At 66.0% G+C, this 19,341-nt stretch carries 22 protein-coding genes; 10 read left to right on the top strand and 12 right to left on the bottom strand.

The window, feature by feature from the left end:
- Positions 1–161: 161 nt before the first annotated feature.
- Genes ACP99_RS09340 through ACP99_RS09350 form a run of 3 tightly spaced genes read left to right on the top strand, consistent with a single transcriptional unit; the run spans position 162 to position 3,328 of the window.
- Positions 162–1,259: a tripartite tricarboxylate transporter substrate binding protein gene (locus ACP99_RS09340; RefSeq protein ID WP_081927367.1), complete on the top strand. Its 1,098-nt coding sequence runs from the start codon at positions 162–164 to the stop codon at positions 1,257–1,259.
- Positions 1,259–1,807, top strand: a complete 549-nt coding sequence (locus ACP99_RS09345) for a tripartite tricarboxylate transporter TctB family protein (protein WP_049986348.1) — start codon at positions 1,259–1,261, stop codon at positions 1,805–1,807. The genes ACP99_RS09340 and ACP99_RS09345 overlap by 1 nt, the downstream gene beginning before the upstream one ends.
- Before the next feature lie 39 nt (positions 1,808–1,846).
- Positions 1,847–3,328: a tripartite tricarboxylate transporter permease gene (locus ACP99_RS09350; RefSeq protein WP_049986349.1), complete on the top strand. Its 1,482-nt coding sequence runs from the start codon at positions 1,847–1,849 to the stop codon at positions 3,326–3,328.
- 53 nt (positions 3,329–3,381) lie between these two features.
- Here ACP99_RS09350 and ACP99_RS09355 read toward each other — a convergent pair whose 3' ends face one another.
- A complete protein-coding gene (locus tag ACP99_RS09355; RefSeq protein ID WP_049986350.1) occupies positions 3,382–3,819 on the bottom strand; it encodes a universal stress protein in 438 nt (145 codons plus the stop codon).
- A gap of 353 nt (positions 3,820–4,172) precedes the next feature.
- Between ACP99_RS09355 and ACP99_RS09360 the strand changes: the two genes are divergently transcribed.
- Both ACP99_RS09360 and rtcA read left to right on the top strand, forming a co-directional pair.
- Positions 4,173–4,616: a universal stress protein gene (locus ACP99_RS09360; protein ID WP_049986351.1), complete on the top strand. Its 444-nt coding sequence runs from the start codon at positions 4,173–4,175 to the stop codon at positions 4,614–4,616.
- 25 nt (positions 4,617–4,641) lie between these two features.
- Positions 4,642–5,739, top strand: a complete 1,098-nt coding sequence (rtcA, locus tag ACP99_RS09365) for an RNA 3'-terminal phosphate cyclase (RefSeq protein WP_049986352.1) — start codon at positions 4,642–4,644, stop codon at positions 5,737–5,739.
- Between the two features lie 59 nt (positions 5,740–5,798).
- On the opposite strand, the gene ACP99_RS09370 is transcribed toward rtcA, so the two are convergent.
- Together ACP99_RS09370 and ACP99_RS09375 are read right to left on the bottom strand one after the other, a co-directional pair.
- On the bottom strand, positions 5,799–7,628 hold the full coding sequence (locus ACP99_RS09370; RefSeq protein ID WP_049986353.1) for a ribosome biogenesis/translation initiation ATPase RLI: 1,830 nt from the start codon (positions 7,626–7,628) through the stop codon (positions 5,799–5,801).
- Between the two features lie 3 nt (positions 7,629–7,631).
- Positions 7,632–7,946: an EMC6-like membrane protein gene (locus ACP99_RS09375; RefSeq protein ID WP_049986354.1), complete on the bottom strand. Its 315-nt coding sequence runs from the start codon at positions 7,944–7,946 to the stop codon at positions 7,632–7,634.
- Between the two features lie 206 nt (positions 7,947–8,152).
- On the opposite strand from ACP99_RS09375, the gene ACP99_RS09380 reads away from it, so the two are divergent.
- Both ACP99_RS09380 and ACP99_RS19165 read left to right on the top strand, forming a co-directional pair.
- On the top strand, positions 8,153–8,743 hold the full coding sequence (locus ACP99_RS09380; RefSeq protein ID WP_049986355.1) for a 50S ribosomal protein L15e: 591 nt from the start codon (positions 8,153–8,155) through the stop codon (positions 8,741–8,743).
- A gap of 135 nt (positions 8,744–8,878) precedes the next feature.
- Positions 8,879–8,980: a TFIIB-type zinc finger domain-containing protein gene (locus ACP99_RS19165; protein ID WP_081927371.1), complete on the top strand. Its 102-nt coding sequence runs from the start codon at positions 8,879–8,881 to the stop codon at positions 8,978–8,980.
- Positions 8,981–8,986: 6 nt separating this feature from the next.
- On the opposite strand, the gene ACP99_RS09385 is transcribed toward ACP99_RS19165, so the two are convergent.
- The 5 genes from ACP99_RS09385 to ACP99_RS09405 all read right to left on the bottom strand — a co-directional run bounded on the left by ACP99_RS09385 (position 8,987) and on the right by ACP99_RS09405 (position 11,437).
- On the bottom strand, positions 8,987–9,376 hold the full coding sequence (locus ACP99_RS09385) for a rhodanese-like domain-containing protein (RefSeq protein ID WP_049986356.1): 390 nt from the start codon (positions 9,374–9,376) through the stop codon (positions 8,987–8,989).
- A 112-nt stretch (positions 9,377–9,488) separates the two neighbouring features.
- A complete protein-coding gene (locus tag ACP99_RS09390; RefSeq protein WP_231554261.1) occupies positions 9,489–10,133 on the bottom strand; it encodes a DUF7384 family protein in 645 nt (214 codons plus the stop codon).
- 81 nt (positions 10,134–10,214) lie between these two features.
- On the bottom strand, positions 10,215–10,802 hold the full coding sequence (locus ACP99_RS09395; RefSeq protein WP_049986357.1) for a DsrE/DsrF/DrsH-like family protein: 588 nt from the start codon (positions 10,800–10,802) through the stop codon (positions 10,215–10,217).
- Position 10,803: 1 nt separating this feature from the next.
- The gene (locus ACP99_RS09400; RefSeq protein ID WP_049986400.1) at positions 10,804–11,187 is read right to left on the bottom strand and encodes a DsrE family protein; all 384 of its coding nucleotides are present in this window, start codon (positions 11,185–11,187) and stop codon (positions 10,804–10,806) included.
- Between the two features lie 4 nt (positions 11,188–11,191).
- Positions 11,192–11,437 carry a sulfurtransferase TusA family protein gene (locus tag ACP99_RS09405; RefSeq protein WP_049986358.1) on the bottom strand — a complete coding sequence of 82 codons (246 nt, stop codon included), beginning with the start codon at positions 11,435–11,437 and terminating at the stop codon, positions 11,192–11,194.
- 284 nt (positions 11,438–11,721) lie between these two features.
- On the opposite strand from ACP99_RS09405, the gene ACP99_RS09410 reads away from it, so the two are divergent.
- Genes ACP99_RS09410 through ACP99_RS09420 form a run of 3 tightly spaced genes read left to right on the top strand, consistent with a single transcriptional unit; the run spans position 11,722 to position 13,901 of the window.
- Positions 11,722–12,915 carry an MBL fold metallo-hydrolase gene (locus ACP99_RS09410; protein WP_049986401.1) on the top strand — a complete coding sequence of 398 codons (1,194 nt, stop codon included), beginning with the start codon at positions 11,722–11,724 and terminating at the stop codon, positions 12,913–12,915.
- 8 nt (positions 12,916–12,923) lie between these two features.
- A complete protein-coding gene (locus ACP99_RS09415; RefSeq protein ID WP_049986359.1) occupies positions 12,924–13,481 on the top strand; it encodes a YeeE/YedE family protein in 558 nt (185 codons plus the stop codon).
- Positions 13,482–13,901, top strand: coding sequence for a YeeE/YedE family protein (locus tag ACP99_RS09420; protein WP_049986360.1), 420 nt, complete (start codon positions 13,482–13,484; stop codon positions 13,899–13,901).
- 311 nt (positions 13,902–14,212) lie between these two features.
- Here the strand turns inward: ACP99_RS09420 and ACP99_RS09425 are convergent, their stop codons facing one another.
- The 4 genes from ACP99_RS09425 to ACP99_RS09440 form a co-directional block, all read right to left on the bottom strand.
- Complete coding sequence (locus ACP99_RS09425; RefSeq protein WP_049986361.1) at positions 14,213–14,896, bottom strand: potassium channel family protein; 684 nt, start codon at positions 14,894–14,896, stop codon at positions 14,213–14,215.
- 79 nt (positions 14,897–14,975) lie between these two features.
- Positions 14,976–17,705, bottom strand: coding sequence for a DNA mismatch repair protein MutS (mutS, locus tag ACP99_RS09430; RefSeq protein WP_049986362.1), 2,730 nt, complete (start codon positions 17,703–17,705; stop codon positions 14,976–14,978).
- A gap of 266 nt (positions 17,706–17,971) precedes the next feature.
- Positions 17,972–18,784 (bottom strand): SAMP-activating enzyme E1, encoded by an 813-nt coding sequence (gene ubaA, locus ACP99_RS09435; protein WP_049986363.1) that lies wholly within the window; start codon positions 18,782–18,784, stop codon positions 17,972–17,974.
- A gap of 75 nt (positions 18,785–18,859) precedes the next feature.
- Positions 18,860–19,153, bottom strand: coding sequence for a MarR family transcriptional regulator (locus tag ACP99_RS09440; protein WP_049986364.1), 294 nt, complete (start codon positions 19,151–19,153; stop codon positions 18,860–18,862).
- Positions 19,154–19,341 lie beyond the last annotated feature (188 nt).

Raw genomic sequence — 19,341 nt, forward strand, 5'->3', positions numbered from 1 at the left:
CGGCGGCGTCCCGATGCATTAGCGTTCACGTCGTCGCGGTACTGTGCTTACTGCCAATTAACACGAAAGATTTATGTGGTATGTGCAAACATTGTCTATCAGCCCCAAAGGAGAATGCGTACCGTACTCACACGTAGCGCTCCTGGGGAGAAAGTCAACCTATGACCAACGACAGATTACCAACTCGACGCGACTACCTGAAGTGGACGTCTGCTGCAGGGCTTGCGGGACTCGCAGGCTGTTCCTCGGGTGGCGATGGGAGCGGTGATGGTGACAGTTCCGGTGATAGCTCCGGAGACAGTTCGAGCGACGGTTCCGGTGACAGTTCGGGTGACGGCTCGGGAAGCGGTAGCGACTACCCGTCCCAGCGGATGACGATCGTCGCGTGGGCCAGCCGAGGCGGCGGCAGCGACACGATCGTTCGACAGGGGTACGTGCGGTCGATCCGCGAGAACGACCTCCTCCCGGTGGACGTCCGAGCTATCAACCAGACCGGTGGCGGTGGCGAAGCGGGGATGCGCTACACCCTCGATCAGGATCCCAACGGATACACGATACTCAACGTGACGACGAACCTCGTCGTGACGCCGCTTTCCCGTGACATCGGAATCTCGTACGAAGACTTCACGCCGATCGCGCGGATGGGTGTCGAACCGATCCTCCTCGTGACCCGTGGCGACGACGACCGCTTCAACAACATTCAGGAGTTCCGCGATTACGCGGCCGAAAACCGCGTCTCGATCGCGTCCTTCGACGTCGGAACGCAGGACCACACGGCCGCGTTCCTCCTGAGTCAGCGGACGGATATGAACGCGGAGATCGTTCCGTTCTCCGGCGGAGGCGAGCAGGTCTCCGCACTCCTCGCTGGCGACGTCGACGCCGCGGTGACCGCACCGAGCGAAGTCAGCGATATGCGCGAATCCGGCGAGGTGCAGTATATGTTGCACTTCTCGGGTCAGGAACTCGAACTCTACCCGGACGTCCCGTACGTCAGTCAGGCGTTCGACACCGAGATCGTCGTCGAGCAGTTCCGCGGAACCGTCGTGCACGGGGACACTCCCGACGAACAGGTCGAATATCTCCGAGACCTCTACGAGGAGATCTACAACAGCACCGAGTTCGAGGAGTACGCCGACAACAACAACGTCAACCCCGCGTTCCTCCGCGGCGAGGAATTCTACGACTACGTCGAGGGAGTCAACCAACGGTTCACCGAGGTGTTCCAAGAGAACAACCTCGGCGTCTACTCGGATAGCTGATGGAGCTAGACGCGAACACGGTCCGGGATCGGCTCGACAGGACACTCCGCCTGCGCAAGAGCACAGGCGAGATCGCGATAGTGATACTGCTCGGCGTCCTCGGCTTGTTCGCTGCCATCTACAGTCAACTGAACCTCCCGCTGGAGAACCCGTTCGGTGCCGGGGTCGGTCCCCGTCTCTTTCCGCAGGTGGCCGGTATCACGATGGTAGCGATGAGTGTCTACTTACTCGTACTCAGGCTCTGGAGACGGAGAAAGGGAACGATAGACGACGAAGTCGTGGAGATGAACGTGCGGGACGGACTGCGCGTCTTCGTGTTTATCGTGCTGTGCGCCGGATACATGTGGGTATTCGAGGCCATCGGATTCGGCGTTTCGACCGTCGCGCTCCTGTTCTTGCTGTTCGTCACGAACGGGTTCCGACGCTACATCCTCGCTGCAGTCCTCGCTATCGCGTTCACCTTCGGGATCTACCTCGTCTTCACTACGGCGTTAGGATTGCCGCTTCCGTCGCCGATCCTCCGTGACGTAACCACTGGGATCTTGTGAGTACCTATGATTAGCCAAACCACATTACAAGTCGGAGCGATGTTCGAGATCTTCACCGATCCCTATCTGATCGGGATCACCATCGCGTCGGTGATCATCGGCGTCTCCGCCGGGATGATTCCCGGACTCAACGCCTCGGTCACGGTCGCGATCTTGCTGCCGGTCGCCTTCGGGATGGACCCGATCCCGGCGATGATCTTCTTCTTCGGCATCTACGCCGGAGCGCAGTACGGGGGATCTGTCGCCGCAATTCTGATCAACACTCCCGGGACGACGGCCGCGGCCGCGACGACGTTCGACGGCTACCCGATGTCGAAAAACGGGGAATCCGGTCGCGCGTTGGGAATCGCTGCACTCGCGTCCGGCGTCGGCGGGCTGTTCAGTGTCATCGTGCTCATCACGATCGGGCCGCCATTCGCCGAGTTCGCGCTCAACTTCGGTCCCGCAGAGATCGCAGCGATCTCGATATTCGGACTGAGCCTCGTCTCGGCAGTCTCCGGCGATAGCCTCGCGAAGGGGCTCGTCGGGACTGCTCTGGGGATCTTCATCGCGACGATCGGTCGCGATCCGGTCTCCGGGTACAGTCGGTTCACGCTCGATACGCTCCTGCTGACAGACGGGATCGACTTCATCGCCGCACTCATCGGCCTCTTCGCGGTCTCGGAGGTGCTTCTCAACGTGGAGACGATCCACGAGTCCGTCAAGGGATTCGGCCAGCGCGTCGACTCGACGTTCCCGTCGCTGTCGGACATCCGCGAGTCCGCCCGCGTCATCGTGAGCGGGATGTTCGTGGGATCCTTCATCGGGACGCTCCCCGGTTCGGGGTCGACGCTCGGTTCGTTCATCCACTACGGGATCGCACAGCGTATCGCACACCGTGGCAAGGAGTTCGGATCGGGCGTCATCGAAGGCGTCGCGGCCTCCGAATCTGCGAACAACGCCGCGACCGGCGGCGCGATGATCCCGCTTCTGACGCTGGGCATTCCCGGGAGCGGGACCACTGCGGTGATGCTGGGCGCGCTCAACATCCTGAACATCAGTCCGGGTCCAGAGCTGTTCACGCAGCAGTCTGACCTTCTCTGGATGTGGTTCGGCGGCTTCATCCTCGCGAACATCTTCTTCGTCGTGGTCGCGTTCCTCCTTCTCCCGGTGTTCGTCCGGGTTCTGGAGACGCCGCGCGCGATCCTGTTCTCGGTGATCGCCGTCTTGACGATCGTCGGGACGTTCGCGCTCGAGAACACGCTCCGGCAGGCGTGGTTGATGTTCTCGATGGGGGTTCTCGGGTACGTCCTGAAGAAGTTCGACTTCCCCGTCGGGCCGATCGTGCTCGCGATCGTCCTCGCTCCCATCATCGAACTGGGGATCCGACGCGCGCTGTCAATCAGCGGTGGTGCGGTCGGTCCGGTCGTCACGAAGCCGATCGTGGCGATCCTACTGGTCCTGTCGGTGATCACGTTCTTCTCGCCGTACTTCAGGGAGATCGCGGGCGGCCTCTCCCGGATTGGCGGGAGTCGGTCGTAGCTCTCAGTCTTCTTTGCGGTATTTCTCTCTCGATCGACCGAAGAGCGGCCACGCTACTCGTCGGTGACGATCGTGACCGGGCCGTCGAAGTCGAGAACGAGTTTCTGCGCGTCGTCGCCGAAGAGCATCTTCCCCGCCGGGGACCGCTTCTTCCCGCCGACGAACACGTGCGTGCTGTTCATCTCTGTGGCGATGTCGAGAACGTCTTCGGGGATAGTTCCGACGCGTCCGACAGCCGTGTGAGCGACGCCCTCGAAAGACGCGGACGCGACGGCCTCCGCCTCCGCTGTCGCCTCCGCCTCGACCGCCTCGATGCTGTCGAAGCGCTCTTTCGACTCCGCCTTTCGGCGGACTTCTGACTGGTACTCGTCACGGTCGACGATCCGACAGACGACCACCTCGAGATCGGTTCCCGCGATGTGGCGTTTCGCCGCGTCGAGAAGCTGTTCACTGGGGCTATCGCTATCTACTACGACCGCTATTGATTCCATACACTCCGATACGCCGTCCCCTAATATATAAATTGTAGCCTGTAGCGCTGTTCGGACCGGGCCCCCCCACGGCGGACCCATCGAATCCGTGACTCCCGTCGCCTCGCGGCTGCGAGTTGTGAACGGCTCGATCCTGCCTCCCAAAGTATATAAAAAACTCAACTACAAGTATCTGACATAGTATGGGAAATTTGATTAATATATAAAATAGAGTAGAAAATGATTTGAAGCGCTAAAAACGCAAGTTGAATATATAAGTAAACATACTTAATCTCATAAATACCAATATTCTGACTAACTAACTCGCAGCACCCGCGTTAAAGCTAAACGGCGGGAAATCCTGTTATTCGTATATGAAGTTTCTCGTCGCCGTCGACGGATCAGAATCGAGTACCGAGGCGCTCGAACACGCGATCGACCTCGCGTCGCGCGTCGACGGGTCGCTCGTGGTCGCGTACGCCGTCGAGCCGCGAGTCCTCGTCGAAGGGGGCGAGGAAGCGCCGACGAACGCCGAGGTCGGCCAGCGGATCTACACCGAGGACATCGAAGTCGCCGAGGAGCGGGGCGAGGAGGTACTCGAGGACGCCCGTTCCCGGGCCGAATCCGCGGGCGTCGCAGTCGAGACGACGCTGCTCTACGGTGATCCCGTCGACAGCATCGTCGAGTACGCCGACGGCGCCGTCGACGGAATCGTCGTCGGCCACCGCGGGCTCTCCGGGCGCGTCGAGGGGATGGTCGGGAGCGTCGCTAAGGGGCTCGTCGGTCACGCGAGCGTGCCGGTGACCGTGGTGAAGTGAGTCGCGGGCCCAAGTGACCCGCGAGATGCTCGAACTGGACGGCACCGACGGCGGCGGACAGCTGATCCGAACGGCGCTGACACTGTCGGTCCTCGACGGCCGTCCGTTTCGGATGGAGAACGTCCGCGGGAACCGGTCGAACCCGGGACTCAAACGCCAGCACCTCGCCTGCGTCGACCTGCTGGCGGACCTCGCCGACGCCGACGTTTCCGGTGCGGACGTCGGCTCGGAGACGCTTACCTTCGATCCGGGTGGTTCCGATGGCGTGCTCGGGATCCGGGCGAATAGCGATACCGACGGTTCTGAACCCGTCGAAGTCGCGGTCGACGTCGGTACCGCCGGGAGCGTCACGCTCGTCGCGGACGCGCTACTGCCGCTCGCGGGCCGGCTCTCGACGCCGGTCCGCGCGACGCTCGGCGGCGGGACCGACGTGAAGTGGTCCCCGCCGACGGACTACCTCCGCCACGTCAAACTCCCGCTCCTCCGCGCCGGTGGCCTCGACGCCGACGTCGAGGTGCATCGACGGGGGTTCTATCCCGCTGGCGGCGGGGAACTCGTCGTCGACGTCCGGCGGTCCGCGCTCGCGCCGATCGATCTCGACGTCCGTCGCGGTGAATCAATGGAGTGGTCGATCTACGCGGTCTCCGCCGAGGCGCTCGAAGACGCCTCGGTCGCCGACCGACTCGCGGAGACCGCAGCGGCGTCGCTCGTCGACCAGGAGATGGCGGTCGATCCCGCCGTACACGTGGGGTACGTCGAATCTCGATCGCCCGGCGCGGTCGTCACGCTCGTCGCCGAGAGCGGTTCGTCGTCAGCCAGCAGTCAGCAGTTCCGAGCGGGGTTCGCCGCGTACGGCGAACGAGGCGTCCTCTCCGAGGACGTCGCCGCCGAGGCGGTGGACGCGGCGGTTCAGTGGGCCGAGACGGACGCCTCCATCGACGCCCACCTCGGAGACCAACTCGTGGTCTGGCTCGCGCTGGCGGGCGGTCGGGTGCGGATCCCGCGCGTCACCGACCACGTCAGAACGAACGTCGCGGTCGTCCGCGCCTTCGGGTACGACGTGTCGATCGAGGAGAGTTTCAGTGGGCCGGCGGCGACGCTGTCGGCGTCGCCGTCGGAGTAACGATCGTCTTCGGCTATCGGGGCGCAGTCCGGCAGTTTCGGAGCGCGATCAGAGAGCGCTCAGGGCGCGTAGTAGTACTCGCCCTGCTTCTTCTGCTTGCGGTCGAGTTGGGACCCCGGCTTGTTGATCCGCGGGCGCTGGGTCCGCTCGTCGCGGCGGAACGTGATGTCGAGGTCCGCGAGGAAGTCGTTCATCCCCTCGCGCATCTCCTGCGGCGTCGAGGCGTGCCCGTACTCGGAGGGCTCGCCGTCGAACACCATCAGCCGGTCGGCGAGCAGATCGATCATGTAGATGTCGTGGTCGATCACGAGCACCGTTTCGTCGTGGTTCTCCGCGTAGCGGCGGATCGCCGTCGTCGCTTGCACGCGCTGCTCGACGTCGAGGTGCGCGGAGGGCTCGTCCATCACGTAGAGGTCGGCGTCCTCGGAGAGACACGCCGCGATGGCGACGCGCTGGCGCTCCCCGCCCGAGAGGTCGTCGAGGTTACGCTCCATAATTCGGTTCAGCTGGAGCGGGTTCGCGATCTCGGTGTTCCAGTAGGAGGTGCCGAACTCGTCGGTGATCGACGAGAGGAACGCGTCGACGCGCATCGGCTGGTCGATCTCGATGTACTGCGGCTTGTACGCGATGTCGAGCCGGAAGTCGAGTTCGCCCGCGTCAGGTTCGAGCGCGCCCGTGAACAGCTTCGCCAGCGTCGACTTCCCGATCCCGTTGGGACCGACGACGCCCAGCACTTCCGATTCGTAGATCGTCCCCGAGTCGACTTCGAGGGAGAACTCCCCCTCGCCGTAGGACTTCGAGAGCTCGGGGTACTCGACGAGCGGCGTCGACTTCGACGTCTCCCGCGGCGCGTGCTCGTGGAACTCGATCTCGTCCGGGCGGATCCGCATGTTCTCGTTGGAGAGATAGCCCGTGAGGTACTCGTTGATTCCGTTGCGGACCGACTTCGGATCGGTGATGACACCGAACGCCCCGGGCTCACCGTAGGCGACGTGCAGCGAGTCCGCGAGCAGATCGAGGATCGCGAGGTCGTGCTCGACGACGAGCACCGCGCGGTCCTCGTCCTCGGCGAGTTCGCGGATGAGTCGGGCGGCGGTGACGCGCTGGCCGATGTCCAGATACGGCGAGATCTCGTCGAGGAAGTAGAAGTCGCGGTCGCGAGCGAGCGTGGCCGCGAGCGCGACGCGCTGGAGCTCTCCGCCGGAGAGCGTGTCGAGCGGCTGGTCGACGACCGGGCGGATTCCCAGTCGGTCGATGTAGTCGTCGAGCGCGCCGCGCTCGTCGGTCGACTCCAGCAGTTCGATCGTCGTCCCGTCGAACTGCTTGGGGATCTGGTCGACGTACTGCGGCTTGCGGGCGATGGAGACGTCGCCGCCCTGCACGCGCTCGATGTACGTCTGTAACTCGGTCCCCCGGAAGCGGTCGAGGACGGTCTCCCACGACGGCTCGTCGCCGTACTCGCCGAGGTTCGGGATCATCTCGCCGGCGAGCGCGCGGACGGCGGTCGTCTTCCCGATCCCGTTCGGGCCGAGAATCCCGGTCACGGTGCCCGATTCGGGGACGGGGAGCCCGTAGAGCGCGAAGGCGTTCTCGCCGTAGCGGTGGACGGGGTCGTCTTCGAGTTCGGTGGGGAGGTTGATGATCTCGATGGCGTCGAAGGGGCACTTCTCGACGCAGATGCCGCAGGTCTCACCGAGGCAGACCTCCTCGGAGATCCGGACCTGATCGGGGCCGCCGTCGTACGGTTCGTCCTCCTCGTAGTACTCCCCGCGGGTGACGATGCACTCCTTGCCCGTCCGGTTCGGCGGGCAGTAGTTCGCGCACTCGTAACTGCAGCGGTCGGGCTGACACCGATCGAGGTCGACGACCGCGATGCTGTCGTCCGCCATCGCTTACAGCGTGACTCCTTCGGTCAGTATGACGCCGAACGTGATGAACCACAGCGTGAACGTCATGAACGCCACGTAGAGGTAGTCCTTCGCGCCGAACTCCGAGATGTCGATGCCGACGGCGCGCAGGATCGGGAACTGCGCGAGGACGAGCGCCGCGACGTAGAGCAGCGACTGCTGGCCCCCCGCGGCAGCGACGCTGGTCCCGACGAACCTGGCGGTGGCCAGCGCGGCGGCGACGCCGGCGAGACAGGCGATCGTGGTGACCGTGACTCCCCGCATGTGATCGGAAAGCCCGCTCTGCGTTTCCGTAGCCATACGTACGGTTCCGATACCCGGCATCAAAAGCCGTTCGTTCCCGCGCCGACAGCGAGCGCAGGGATTCGAAGTCGTTAAGAACGCCACGAGGGAAGTGGAGACAACTCGCTGGTCGAACGGGACGCCAGTGGGCACCCGAGGAATCGGGACGAAATGTGGGTCGGCGTCGAACGCCGCCCGAATCGAAAGCGCCCGTGGTGAAACCAATGGCACGAAGCTTCTACTCTCACATCAAGGAAGCGTGGAAACAGCCCGGCGACGGCAAGCTCGCCGAGCTGCAGTGGCAGCGAAAACAGGAGTGGCGCGACCAGGGCGCCATCGTCCGCGTCGACCGACCGACGCGCCTCGACAAGGCCCGCGAACTCGGCTACAAGGCCAAGCAGGGCATCGTCGTGGTGCGCGTGGCGGTCCGCAAGGGCGGCGCTCGCAAGCAGCGACACAAGGCCGGTCGACGCTCGAAACGGCAGGGCGTCAACCGCATCGGCCGCCGCAAGAGCATCCAGCGCATCGCCGAGGAGCGCGCTTCGCGGAAGCACCCGAACCTCCGCGCGCTCGCCTCCTACTGGGTCGGCGAAGACGGCTCTCAGAAGTGGCACGAAGTGATCCTCGTCGATCCCGAGCACGGCGCGATCCAGAGCGACGACGACCTCAACTGGATCTGCAGCGACGATCAGAAGGGCCGCGCCTTCCGCGGGCTGACGAACGCCGGCCGCTCGAACCGCGGCCTCCAGAACCGCGGCAAGGGCGCAGAGCACACCCGCCCGAGCCTCGGCTCGGACCGCCGACGCGGTAACTGACGCCGCTCTCGACCCGACGATTCTTTCGCGACTATCCCTCAGTCAGCGACGGCGCTCACGAACGAGTTCCGAGCCGTTTTCACACCGTGAGAACGACACGCACGCTTTTTACACCCCGATCGCGGACCGTGACGTATGGACGAAGAAGCCTGTCCCAAGTGTCGATCCACGGAGTACGAGGTCGAAGACGGCGGTCTGTACGTCTGCGACAACTGCGGACTCCGCTGGCAAGGCTGACCCGACTCAAAAGGGCGCGTCGTGGCCGCTGCGGTGTGCTGAGCCTGCGGACGGCCCTTCGTCGGCCGCCGCCGACGACTCCGGTCGGCCGCTCGCGACCGGCCCGTCCCACGCCTCGAAGCCGCCGCGCAGACTCGAGATCTCCGCGTCGAGATGCTCGCCGAGGACCATCGCGACGCGCTTCGAGCTCTCGCCGACGTAGCAGGAGACGACGATCTCGTCGGCCTGCGCCCACGGGGCGTCGAGCGCCTCGGGACTGAGTCGGTTCGGCGGGACGTTCACCGCGCCGTCGATGTGGCCGTCGGCGTACGACGACGGATCGCGGATGTCGACGACCGCGACGTCGTCCTCCTCGAGGCGCGTCTGCAACTCCGCGGGCGTCGTTTCCGGTATCATAGCTCTCCCTTCGCCCGCACGCTGAAACGGGCTTCGATTGTATTCCACTATGGCCACACGTTTGCACTACCGGCTCGGGAGCCACGTATGCGCGAACTGCGGCATACACGCCTCACTCTCGCGGGTCGCGATCCGGCCCGGGATAGTCGCCGTCTTCGACTTCCCGGTACAGGCTCTCGGCGTCGAAGAGCGCCGCGAACGCGTCGGGGCGGCGGGCGCTCACCGACAATCGGCTGCCCAGTTCGGCCCCGGCCCGGGCAGATAGGAGTCGCTCGTCTCCGGTGAGAATGTGCATCGCGCCGCCGCGGTAGGCGGTCGCGAGCGCCGGGTGGTCGCCCGGTGGGTGAGAGACGGTCGCACACCACGCCGAGACGCGCTCGCGCCACGCCGACGCGAGGTCGGGATCGGCTAAGTCGGCGATCACGTGCTCTGCCTCCGAGAGCAGCGCGTCGCTCGCGAGCAGCGTCGTCCACGAGTGCTTCCGGAGGTGATCCAGCGCGCGTCTGGCGTCGCCGTCGACGAGGAGGTCCGCCGCGAGCACGTCGGCGTCGGCGACGACCCGCGCGGGGCTCGACTCCGCTGGCGGGGCTGATCTCTCGGTTCGCGCGCCGGACTCGTCGGACTCGTCGGACTCGGCCGCTCGATCCGTGGTCCGCGAATCCGATTCGGCGCGCACGTCGGCGAGCGTCTCGCGGACTGCGGCCTCGTCGACGTCGTACGCTGCCGCCCGTTCGAAGAGCGCGCTCCAAGCGTCCATACTCGCGTCTCCCGCCGGACGGACAAGAAATCAGTCGGTCTCCCGTCGTCGCAAACGAGTCGGCGTCGAATCGGTCGCCGTTCAGACGAGCAGTTGGATGTCGGCGTCGGCCATGTCCTGGATGGCCGTCGCCGCGCCGACGCCCGTCCGAACGCCGTCGTAGAAGTCGTCCTCGTCGTAGCCCATCAGTTCGATCGTCATCTGACACGCCTGGAACTCGACGCCCATGTCGAGGGAGGTCTCGATGAGCTCCTCGATCGTGGCGGTGTCGTTGTCGTCGATCTTCTTCTCCATCATCGAGGTCGTCACGCGGTCCATCCCGGGGAGCGCGCCGACCACGTTCGGAACCGGCATGTTGGGGTTGCCGACGGAGCTGAGCTTGAGGTTCTTCGAGCGTTCCTCGTGGAGGATGTCCAGCCCCCAGAAGGTGTGGAACACCGTGACGTCGTAACCGAAGGCGGCCGCCGTGCTGGCGAGGATGAGCGGCGGGTACGCCATATCGAGGGTGCCTTTCGTCGCGATGATGGACATCTTCTTCCCGCTGTCGGCCGCCGTGGCCTCCGCGAGCGACTCTTCGAGTTCCTCGATGCGCGCGGCGAGTTCGGCGCGGGAGGGTGCCTCCTCCGCGACGCCGTCGTCGGTCGCCGTGTCGGATGTGTCCGCGCTCATATTAGAAGCTGAACACCTGATCGGCGTCTTCGACTGCCTCGAGGAACGTCGCCGCGCCCGCGAACTTGGTGGTGACCGAGTCGTCGATGGCGTCCTGATCCCACGCGAGCATGTCGAGCGTGGTCGTACACGCCACCGTCGTCACCATCTCGCCGCCGTCGGCGACGAACGCGTCGAGCAGGTCGTAGGGGTTCGGCATCCCCTCGTCGAGGAGCGGCTGGATCTCCGAGACGTCCTTCTCGCCCTCGAGGAGGTGGGTGAGTCCGTCGAAGGTGAAGTACACGAGCACCTCGGTGTCGGAGGCGAGCGCGGTGTGTCCGAGGTTCATCGCCATCGCGAGGCTCTTCGGACTGTCGCTGTCGACGATGATTCCGATCTTGTCCATCATCTCACTCCGTCTTGCGGACGTAGTGCTTGTACACGTCGTCGCCTTCGACCTGTTCGACCATCTCGACGCCGTCGGTGCCGGCCGCCCAGCCGTCGAGGTCGCTCATACTGCCCGGGTCGGTCGCGAGTACTTCGAGGACTTCGCCCTCCGAGAGCTCGTCGATGGCTCCCTTCGTCTTGACAACCGGCATTGGGCACGATGCACCTTTCACGTCGAGCGTCTCCGCGATATCGAATTCTACACTCATGGGTTATCTGCTCCGTGCTTCGTATTGGAGCTAATGCACAATATTGGGTCGGTGATTAAAAGAATGTCGATTCTTGTGCATACTACAAACTACTGTTCGGTGTCTGGTGCGGGAAGAGCCAAACCTGACTCGCGCACACCGGCCCCATACACGCGCTAAAACAAACATAGCTGGTGGGATCTCTCCGAATACGCCGTTCGAACTGCCGCCAACTATATTGTGCACTTGCTGAACTACTATGCAAACATTTTTGTGCGACCACCCAGTACGAAGGGGTGTACAACATGAATCCCGAAGACTTCCCGACGCCCGATGCGGACGTCGAGACTGTCACCCCTGAAGCGCTCAAGGAACGCATCGACGCCGGCGAGGACGTCACACTCCTCGACGCGCGGATGCAATCGGATTACGACGAGTGGCGCATCGACGGCGAGAACGTCACCTCGATCAACGTCCCCTACTTCGAGTTCCTCGACGAGGAGATCGACGAGGACGTCCTCGATCAGATCCCCGAGGACCGCAACGTCACCGTCCTGTGTGCGAAGGGCGGCGCGAGCGAGTTCGTCGCCGGGACGCTCGCCGACCGCGGCTACGAGGTGAACCACCTCGAAGACGGGATGAACGGCTGGGCGAGCATCTACGAGCGCGTCGAGGTCTCGAACTACGACGGGGCCGGCACGCTCTATCAGTACCAGCGCCCCTCCTCGGGCTGTCTCGGCTACCTCCTCGTCGACGGCGACGAGGCCGCGATCGTCGACCCGCTGCGCGCGTTCACCGACCGCTACCTCGACGACGTCGAGGAACTGGGCGCGGAACTCGCGTACGCGCTCGACACGCACATCCACGCCGACCACATCTCGGGGGTCCGCGACCTCGACGAGGAAGGCGTCGAGGGCGTCATCCCGGCCGCGGCGGTCGACCGCGGAGTCACCTACGCCGACGACCTGACCACCGCCGAGGACGGCGACACCTTCGCCGTCGGCGACGCGACGGTCGAAGCCGTCTACACGCCCGGTCACACGACGGGGATGACCTCCTACCTCCTCGACGACAGCCTGCTGGCGACCGGCGACGGCCTGTTCATCGAGAGCGTCGCGCGCCCGGACCTCGAAGAGGGTGACGACGGCGCCCCCGATGCCGCGCGGATGCTCTACGACTCGCTGCAGACGCGCGTCCTGACGCTTCCGGACGACACGCTCGTCGGCGGTGCCCACTTCAGCGACGCGGCGGAACCGGCCGATGACGGAACCTATACGGCCACCATCGGCGAACTGGAGGCACAGATGGACGCACTCACGATGGACGAAGACGACTTCGTCGACCTGATCCTCTCGGACATGCCGCCGCGGCCGGCCAACTACGAGGACATCATCGCGACGAACCTCGGACAGAACGTCGTCGACGACGACGAGGCCTTCACCCTCGAACTGGGCCCGAACAACTGCGCTGCGAGCCAAGAGTCGCTCGCGGGTGACTAACGAGACCGATGGTGACTGATCCAGTAGCGCTTCAGTTGGCCGCCGACCTGTTCCCCAACGGGATCAGTCGCTACGCCGTCGGCGGGCTCTTCGTCGGTCTCGGCGTGACCGTGATCTACCTCGGGACGGGCATCAGCGCCGGCGCGAGCACGTTCCTCGAATCGACGCTGTCGTACGTCTCCGAGAAGTCCCGCTTCCAGCAGTACGTCTCCTCGCGGGATTGGCGGCTCGTGTTCACCGCCGGCATCATCCTCGGCGCGGCCGCGTTCGCCGCGACGTTCCAGTCCGGCCTCGTCACGAGTTCGCTCTACCAACCGGGGACGACCGGACAGCTCTACGAGGTGGGCGGCGTGACGCTCTGGACGACCGACGTCCAGCCGTGGCGGCTGCTCGTCGGCGGCATCTTCGTCGGCGTCGGCACCCGGATCGGCAAGGGCTGTACGTCCGGCCACGGTGTCTGTGGCGTCGGCTCCGCGTCGAAGACGTCGATCGTCGGCGTCCTCACGTTCCTCGCGGTCGCCATCGTCACCGCACAGATCGTCGCGGCACTGGGGGTGAGCCCGTAGATGGCCGACCGTCACCCCCTCTTCATGCCGCTGATCCTCGTCGGCGGCCTGATCTTCGGCTTCGGCCTCGGATTCAGCCACATGGCCCGCCCGGAGGTCGTGCTGAACTTCCTCCTGTTCGAGGACTTCGGGCTGATCTTCGTGATGTTCGGCGGGGCGATCGTCACCGGACTGACGTTCTTCCTCGCCCCGCGACTGTTCGGGCGCGCCCCGCTCACGGGCGACGCGTTCGAGCGCCGTCTGAAGTCGTTCGACCGCAACGTCCTGATCGGCGGCGCGATCTTCGGCGTCGGCTGGGGGCTTTCGGGCATCTGTCCCGGTGCCGCCTACGCCAGCCTCGGCGTCGGAAACGTCACCATCCTCTGGGCGCTCGCCGGGATGTTCATCGGCGCGTACGCCCAGGGATACTGGCGAAGCTGACGCCGGCGACCGACGCTGCCGTCGCGACCGACGCTCGTTTTCACGATTCGGACGCACCCCCGGCCGAGTCAGCCTCCCGTCTGACACGGTTTTAAGTACGGTAGCGAAGAGCACACTACCGGGCGCGCACTGATACCGTAGCGTTGCACACGCTACGACAGGACGGTTGCTCCGTCCCCGACGGCCATCAGTTCCCATCCTCCCACCGCGCGCCCCACACGCGGACGCTGCACCCCGGTACCGACGTCGCCGTTCCCGCGGCGACGTGTCCGACGGCGCGTCGACGCGCCGTCCGATTCCGCCGAGTCGGCTTACTCCGTCGATATCCCTGCGCTCGATGCCTCGCCGATGAGCACCTCTCTCGCCCGTTCGAGCCCGTCGCCTTCGACGACGAGCGCGAGCTGATCGCCCGGTTCGATCACCGTCCCCGGGAGCGGGATCGTCATCGCCTCGCGCCGCCGACCGTGCGCGTAGATCCGGCCGAAGTCCCCGAGGTCGACGTCGTTCACCTTCTGGCCGATCACCGGCGCACCCTCGGGGATCGTCACGGTGGTGAGCCGGAGTTGCTCGGTCAGTTCGCCGAGCGCGTTGAACGTGCCGCCGAGCAGCGCCGTCTTCGCGCCCGCCGCGCCGAGGCGCTCGGGGTAGATCACCTCGTCGACGTCCGATTCGTACTGCTCGTAGATCTCCTCGGTGAAGTCCTCGCTGATCCGCATCGCCACGCGACAGCCGTGCCGTTTGCCGATCTTACACGCGGCGAAGTTGATGTTCGGATCGCCGGTGAGTCCGCCGACGGCGACCGCGTCTTCGACGCCGGCGCGCTTCAGTACCGACTCGTTGCTGCCGTCTCCCTCGACGACCTCGAACCCCGCGGTTCGCGCTCGCTCGGCCTTGTCCGGGTCGTTGTCGACCACGACGACCGGATAGCCCTCCTCGTGGAGAATCCGTGCCGTCCGCGCACCGACCCGGCCGTACCCGACGATGATGAACGTCATGTGTCAACACAACACGCTCGGAGTACAAAAGCGTAGACCCGCATCCGAGTGGGCGACGGCCCCGGACGTCACCTCTCCCTCACTCGGTATCGGCCGAGCCGTCGTCGAGCCGCCGCTGCCACTCCTGGACTCTCGCCATCACGTCGATCGGGGACGTCCCGTTCAGATCCAACTCGCTCAACTCCGCCGCGATCGATTCGAATTCCGGCGCGGGGGCGGCGTCGCTCGCCTCGGTGTCGGCCGCCGCACCGTTCGTGATCCCCTGCGACGACGCGTCCCCCGACGCTCCGTCGCTGGCGAACTGCCCGGCCGAGAGGTCGAAGACCGCCTGCACCGGCTCGTCGCGCTCGTCGCGCCCACTGCCCCGAGCCTCGATCGCCTCCTCCGCTCGGAGCCGCGCGAGCACGTCGTCGGCGCGGGAGACGACCGGGTCGGGGACGCCCGCGAGTTCCGCGACGTGGACTCCGTAGGACCGGTCGGTCGGTCCCTCCTCGATCGTCCGCAGGAACGTCACGCCGTCGCCCGACTCCCGCCCGCCGTCGACCGCCACGTGGACGTTCGCGACGCGGTCGAGGTGCTCCGCCAGCGACGTGAGTTCGTGGTAGTGCGTCGCGAAGAGCGTCTTCGCGCGCACCTCGTTGTGGAGGTACTCCGTCGCGGCCCACGCGATCGAGATGCCGTCGTAGGTGGCGGTTCCGCGCCCCACTTCGTCGAGGACGACCAGCGAGTCCTCAGAGGCGGAGTGGAGGATGTTCGAGAGCTCCTGCATCTCGACCATGAACGTCGACCGGCCCTGCGCGAGTTCGTCGAGCGCGCCGACGCGGGTGTAGATGCCGTCGACGACGCCGACGGTCGCCGAGCGCGCCGGGACGAAACTGCCGATCTGCGCGAGCAGCGCGATGAGCGCGACCTGTCGCATGTACGTCGACTTGCCGCTCATGTTCGGCCCGGTGACGAGCAGGAACTCGCGGTCTTCTCCCATCCGGAGGTCGTTCGGGACGAAGTCGGTCGTCTGCTCGACGACGGGGTGTCGCCCGGCGTCGATGTCGAGCGGCCCGGACGCGGTCAGCTCAGGCCGCGTCCAGTCGTTGCCGGCCGCGTGCGTCGCCAGCGACGCCAACGCGTCGATCTCGGCGAGCGCGCGCCCGACGTCCTGCAGGAGCGCCGCGCGGTCGGCGACGCGCTCGCGGAGCTCGCAGAACAGTTCGTACTCGAGATCGCCGCGGGCCTCCTCCAGCCTGAGGACGTCGCGCTCGCGCTCCTCCAGTTCGTCGGTGACGAACCGCTTCGAGTTCTTCAGCGTCTTGATCTCCCGGTAGTGCTCGGGCACGTCGTCGGCGACGGACTTGCCAACCTGGATGTAGTAGCCGTCGGTCTTGTTGCGGTCGACGGTGACGTGGCTCAGGCCGTGCTGGCGCTTCTCGCGCTCGGCGAGGGTGTCGATCCACTCTCGGGCCTCGTCGTGGCGCTCCAGCAACTCGTCCAGTTCGTCGTCGTGGCCCCGGCGGAACAGCCCGCCCTGTCGCAGGGTCTTCGGTGGGTCCTCGGCCAGCGCCGACTCCAGTTCCTCGCGCAGGCGGCCAGCGGCCTCCCTGTCCGGCCGCTCGACGACGTCGGCGAGCGGCGAGTCGGCCAGCGGCGATCCCGCGATGGCGTCGGCGACGTCCGGGAGGATCGCGAGCGTGTCGCGGGCGGCCAGCAGGTCCCGCGCGTCGGCGCTGCCGGAGGTCGCCCGCGCGGCCAGCCGTTCGAGGTCGTAGCCGCCGTCGAGCGTCTCCCGCACGCGTTCGCGAGCCAGCGCCGCCGAGGCCAACGCGTCGACGCAGTCGAGCCGTCGGTTCAACTCCCCGCGGTCCCGCCGCGGCCGCGTCACCCACTCGCGGAGGAGCCGCCCGCCGGGGCTCGTGACGGTGTGGTCGATCGTGTCGACGAGCGTGCCGTCCCGATCGCCCTGCATCGTCTCGGTGAGTTCGAGGTTCCGCTGGGTGGTCGCGTCGAGTTCGAGGTGCTCGCTCGTCTCGAAGGTCCGGAGGCGCGTCATCGACGGAAGCACGCCCGCGCCGGTGTCCTCCACGTAGCGGAGCGCCGCGCCCGCGGCCCGGACCGCCGGGTCGGCTTCGATCCCGACGCTCGAAAGCGTCTCGCGACCGAACTGCTCCCGGAGCGCGTGCTTCGCTCGCCCGGGTGCGAACGCGTCGGTCTCGAACAGCGCGACCGACGCGTCCGTCTCCTCGCGGAGCCGCCGGACGAACGCGTCGTCGTCGCGGGCGTCCGGCCCCGGGAGGACCTCGACCGGACCGAAGCGGTACAGCTCCGAGAGCGCGTCGTCGACATCGGCGGCGACGGTCACGAGGAACTGCCCCGTCGTCGCGTCGACGAACGCGAGGCCGACGCCGTCGGCGTTCGACTGCGTCGCCGACTCCGACCCGCTCCCACCGTCGACGACGGCGGCGATGTATCGCGCGTCGGCGTCGTCGGTCTCCAGCAGCGTTCCGGGCGTCACGACGCGCGTCACCTCGCGGTAGTGGTCGCCCGCGTCGTCCTCGAACTGGTCGGCGACCGCGACCCGGTAGCCGCGCTCGACAAGCGCCTTCAGGTACGGCGTGAGGTCGTCGACGGGGACGCCGGCCATCGGGTAGGACGACCCGTGCGAGGACTTCTGTGAGACCTTCAGATCCAACTCCTCGGCGACCAACTCGGCGTCGTCGGCGAAGAACTCGTAGAAGTCGCCGCACTGCATCGTCAGGATGTCGGCGTCGGTGTCGGACTTCAGAGAGAGAAACTGCTCGACGATTCCCTGCGAGGCCATACGCGCACCAGGGCAGCGGGCGGATAAAACGCTGCGGTCTGTCGGCTTCCCGGTCCTCCGAGCGACGATTTATATACGAGAACGCGGCCAGCGCCCTCGTGAGCTAGAAACAGCCCCGCGCCGGGCCGCGGTTGTCTGGCACGTCGGCGCGGGCAATCGGCGGCGCTCGGGGGCGCGTCGTCGATGCGGGTGCCAGCTGTTCGCCACGTCGAGCCGAGGAGCGACTGCCCCGTCAGTCCACGCCGACCGTATACGTCGCCGGGACCTCAGTCCGCGCCGATCGTGCACGCTTCGGTGTACTCCACGTCGTCGATGGAGTCGATCGGGTCGTCGCCGCAGACGGGACAGTCGGGGTTCCGCTGGTAGGGGACCGTCTCGAAACTCATCTCCATCGCGTCGTAGAAGAGCAGCCGACCGCGGAGCGTCTCGCCGGCACCGAGCAGCAGCTTCACCGCCTCGGTCGCTTGGACGCAGCCCACGGTCCCGGGGAGGACGCCGAGGACGCCCGTGGTCGCGCAGTCGGGGACCGTCCCGGGCTCGGGCGCTTCCGGGAACAGACAGCGGTAGCAGGGGCCGTCCGGCTCCAGCGTCGTGAGCTGTCCCTCGAACTTGTAGATCGCGCCGTGAGCGATGGGTATCTCCCGCAGCCGACAGAAGTCGTTGAGCAGGTAGCGCGTGGGGAAGTTGTCGGAGGCGTCGACGACGACGTCGTGGCCGGGGACGACGTCGGCGACGTTCTCCTTTCCCAGCCTCGTCTCGTACGTGTCGACGTCGACGTCCGGGTTGAGGTTCGCGACGAAGTCCGCGGCGCTGTCGACCTTCGGCCGCCCGACGTCGTCGTCGCCGTGGATCACCTGCCGCTGGAGGTTGCTCCGCTCGACGACGTCGTCGTCGATGATGCCGAGCGTGCCGACCCCCGCGGCGGCGAGGTACTGGATCACCGGCGCGCCGAGTCCGCCCGCGCCGACGACGAGCACGCGCGAGTCGAGGAGCTTCGCCTGGCCCTCGGGGCCGACCTCGTCCATAATGATGTGTCTGGAGTACCGATCCAGTTGCGTCGAATCGAGTGAGAGTGACATACGCGTAGTCGGTGCTCTATCGGGATAACTTCTCGTGGAACTCGACGCGCCGTCTCGCGCGGTCGCTGGTGGTCCTTATTCGGCGCAGCAGGCTTCCGCCTCGTCGGTGTCGCCCTCGGCCGGCGGGACCTCCGGCGCGTCGTCGGTGAGCTGATAGAGGTTCTGCCGCGCGTCGGCGAAGTAGACGTCCTCGTCGACGACGTCGATCCCTTCGAGCCGTTCGAGCGCGTACCGGACCGTCCGCGCCGACAGCATCGACTCCTGGACGATCCCCTTCTGGGTCAGCGGCCCGTTGTATTCGAGTACCTTGAAAACCAGCTTCGCGCTCGGCGGGAGGTCGTCGAGACTCTCCTGTTCTGCCTCTGCCATCAGTACGAATCAGCGGTCGAACGGGCATAAACCTTCGCGAGTTATGACGGTAACGCGCCCAAATAGCGGAGTGACAGCGGGTTACGGCGACGTAACCACGCTGTCTTTCAGGCGGGAGCGAAACCGATCGGTGATGACAACCGACGCGAAAGTCGCGGACGTCGACGACGTCCCGGAGTCGACGTCGC

It is taken from the genome of Halobellus rufus (genome assembly GCF_000739575.1).
Classification (GTDB): domain Archaea; phylum Halobacteriota; class Halobacteria; order Halobacteriales; family Haloferacaceae; genus Haloquadratum; species Haloquadratum rufum.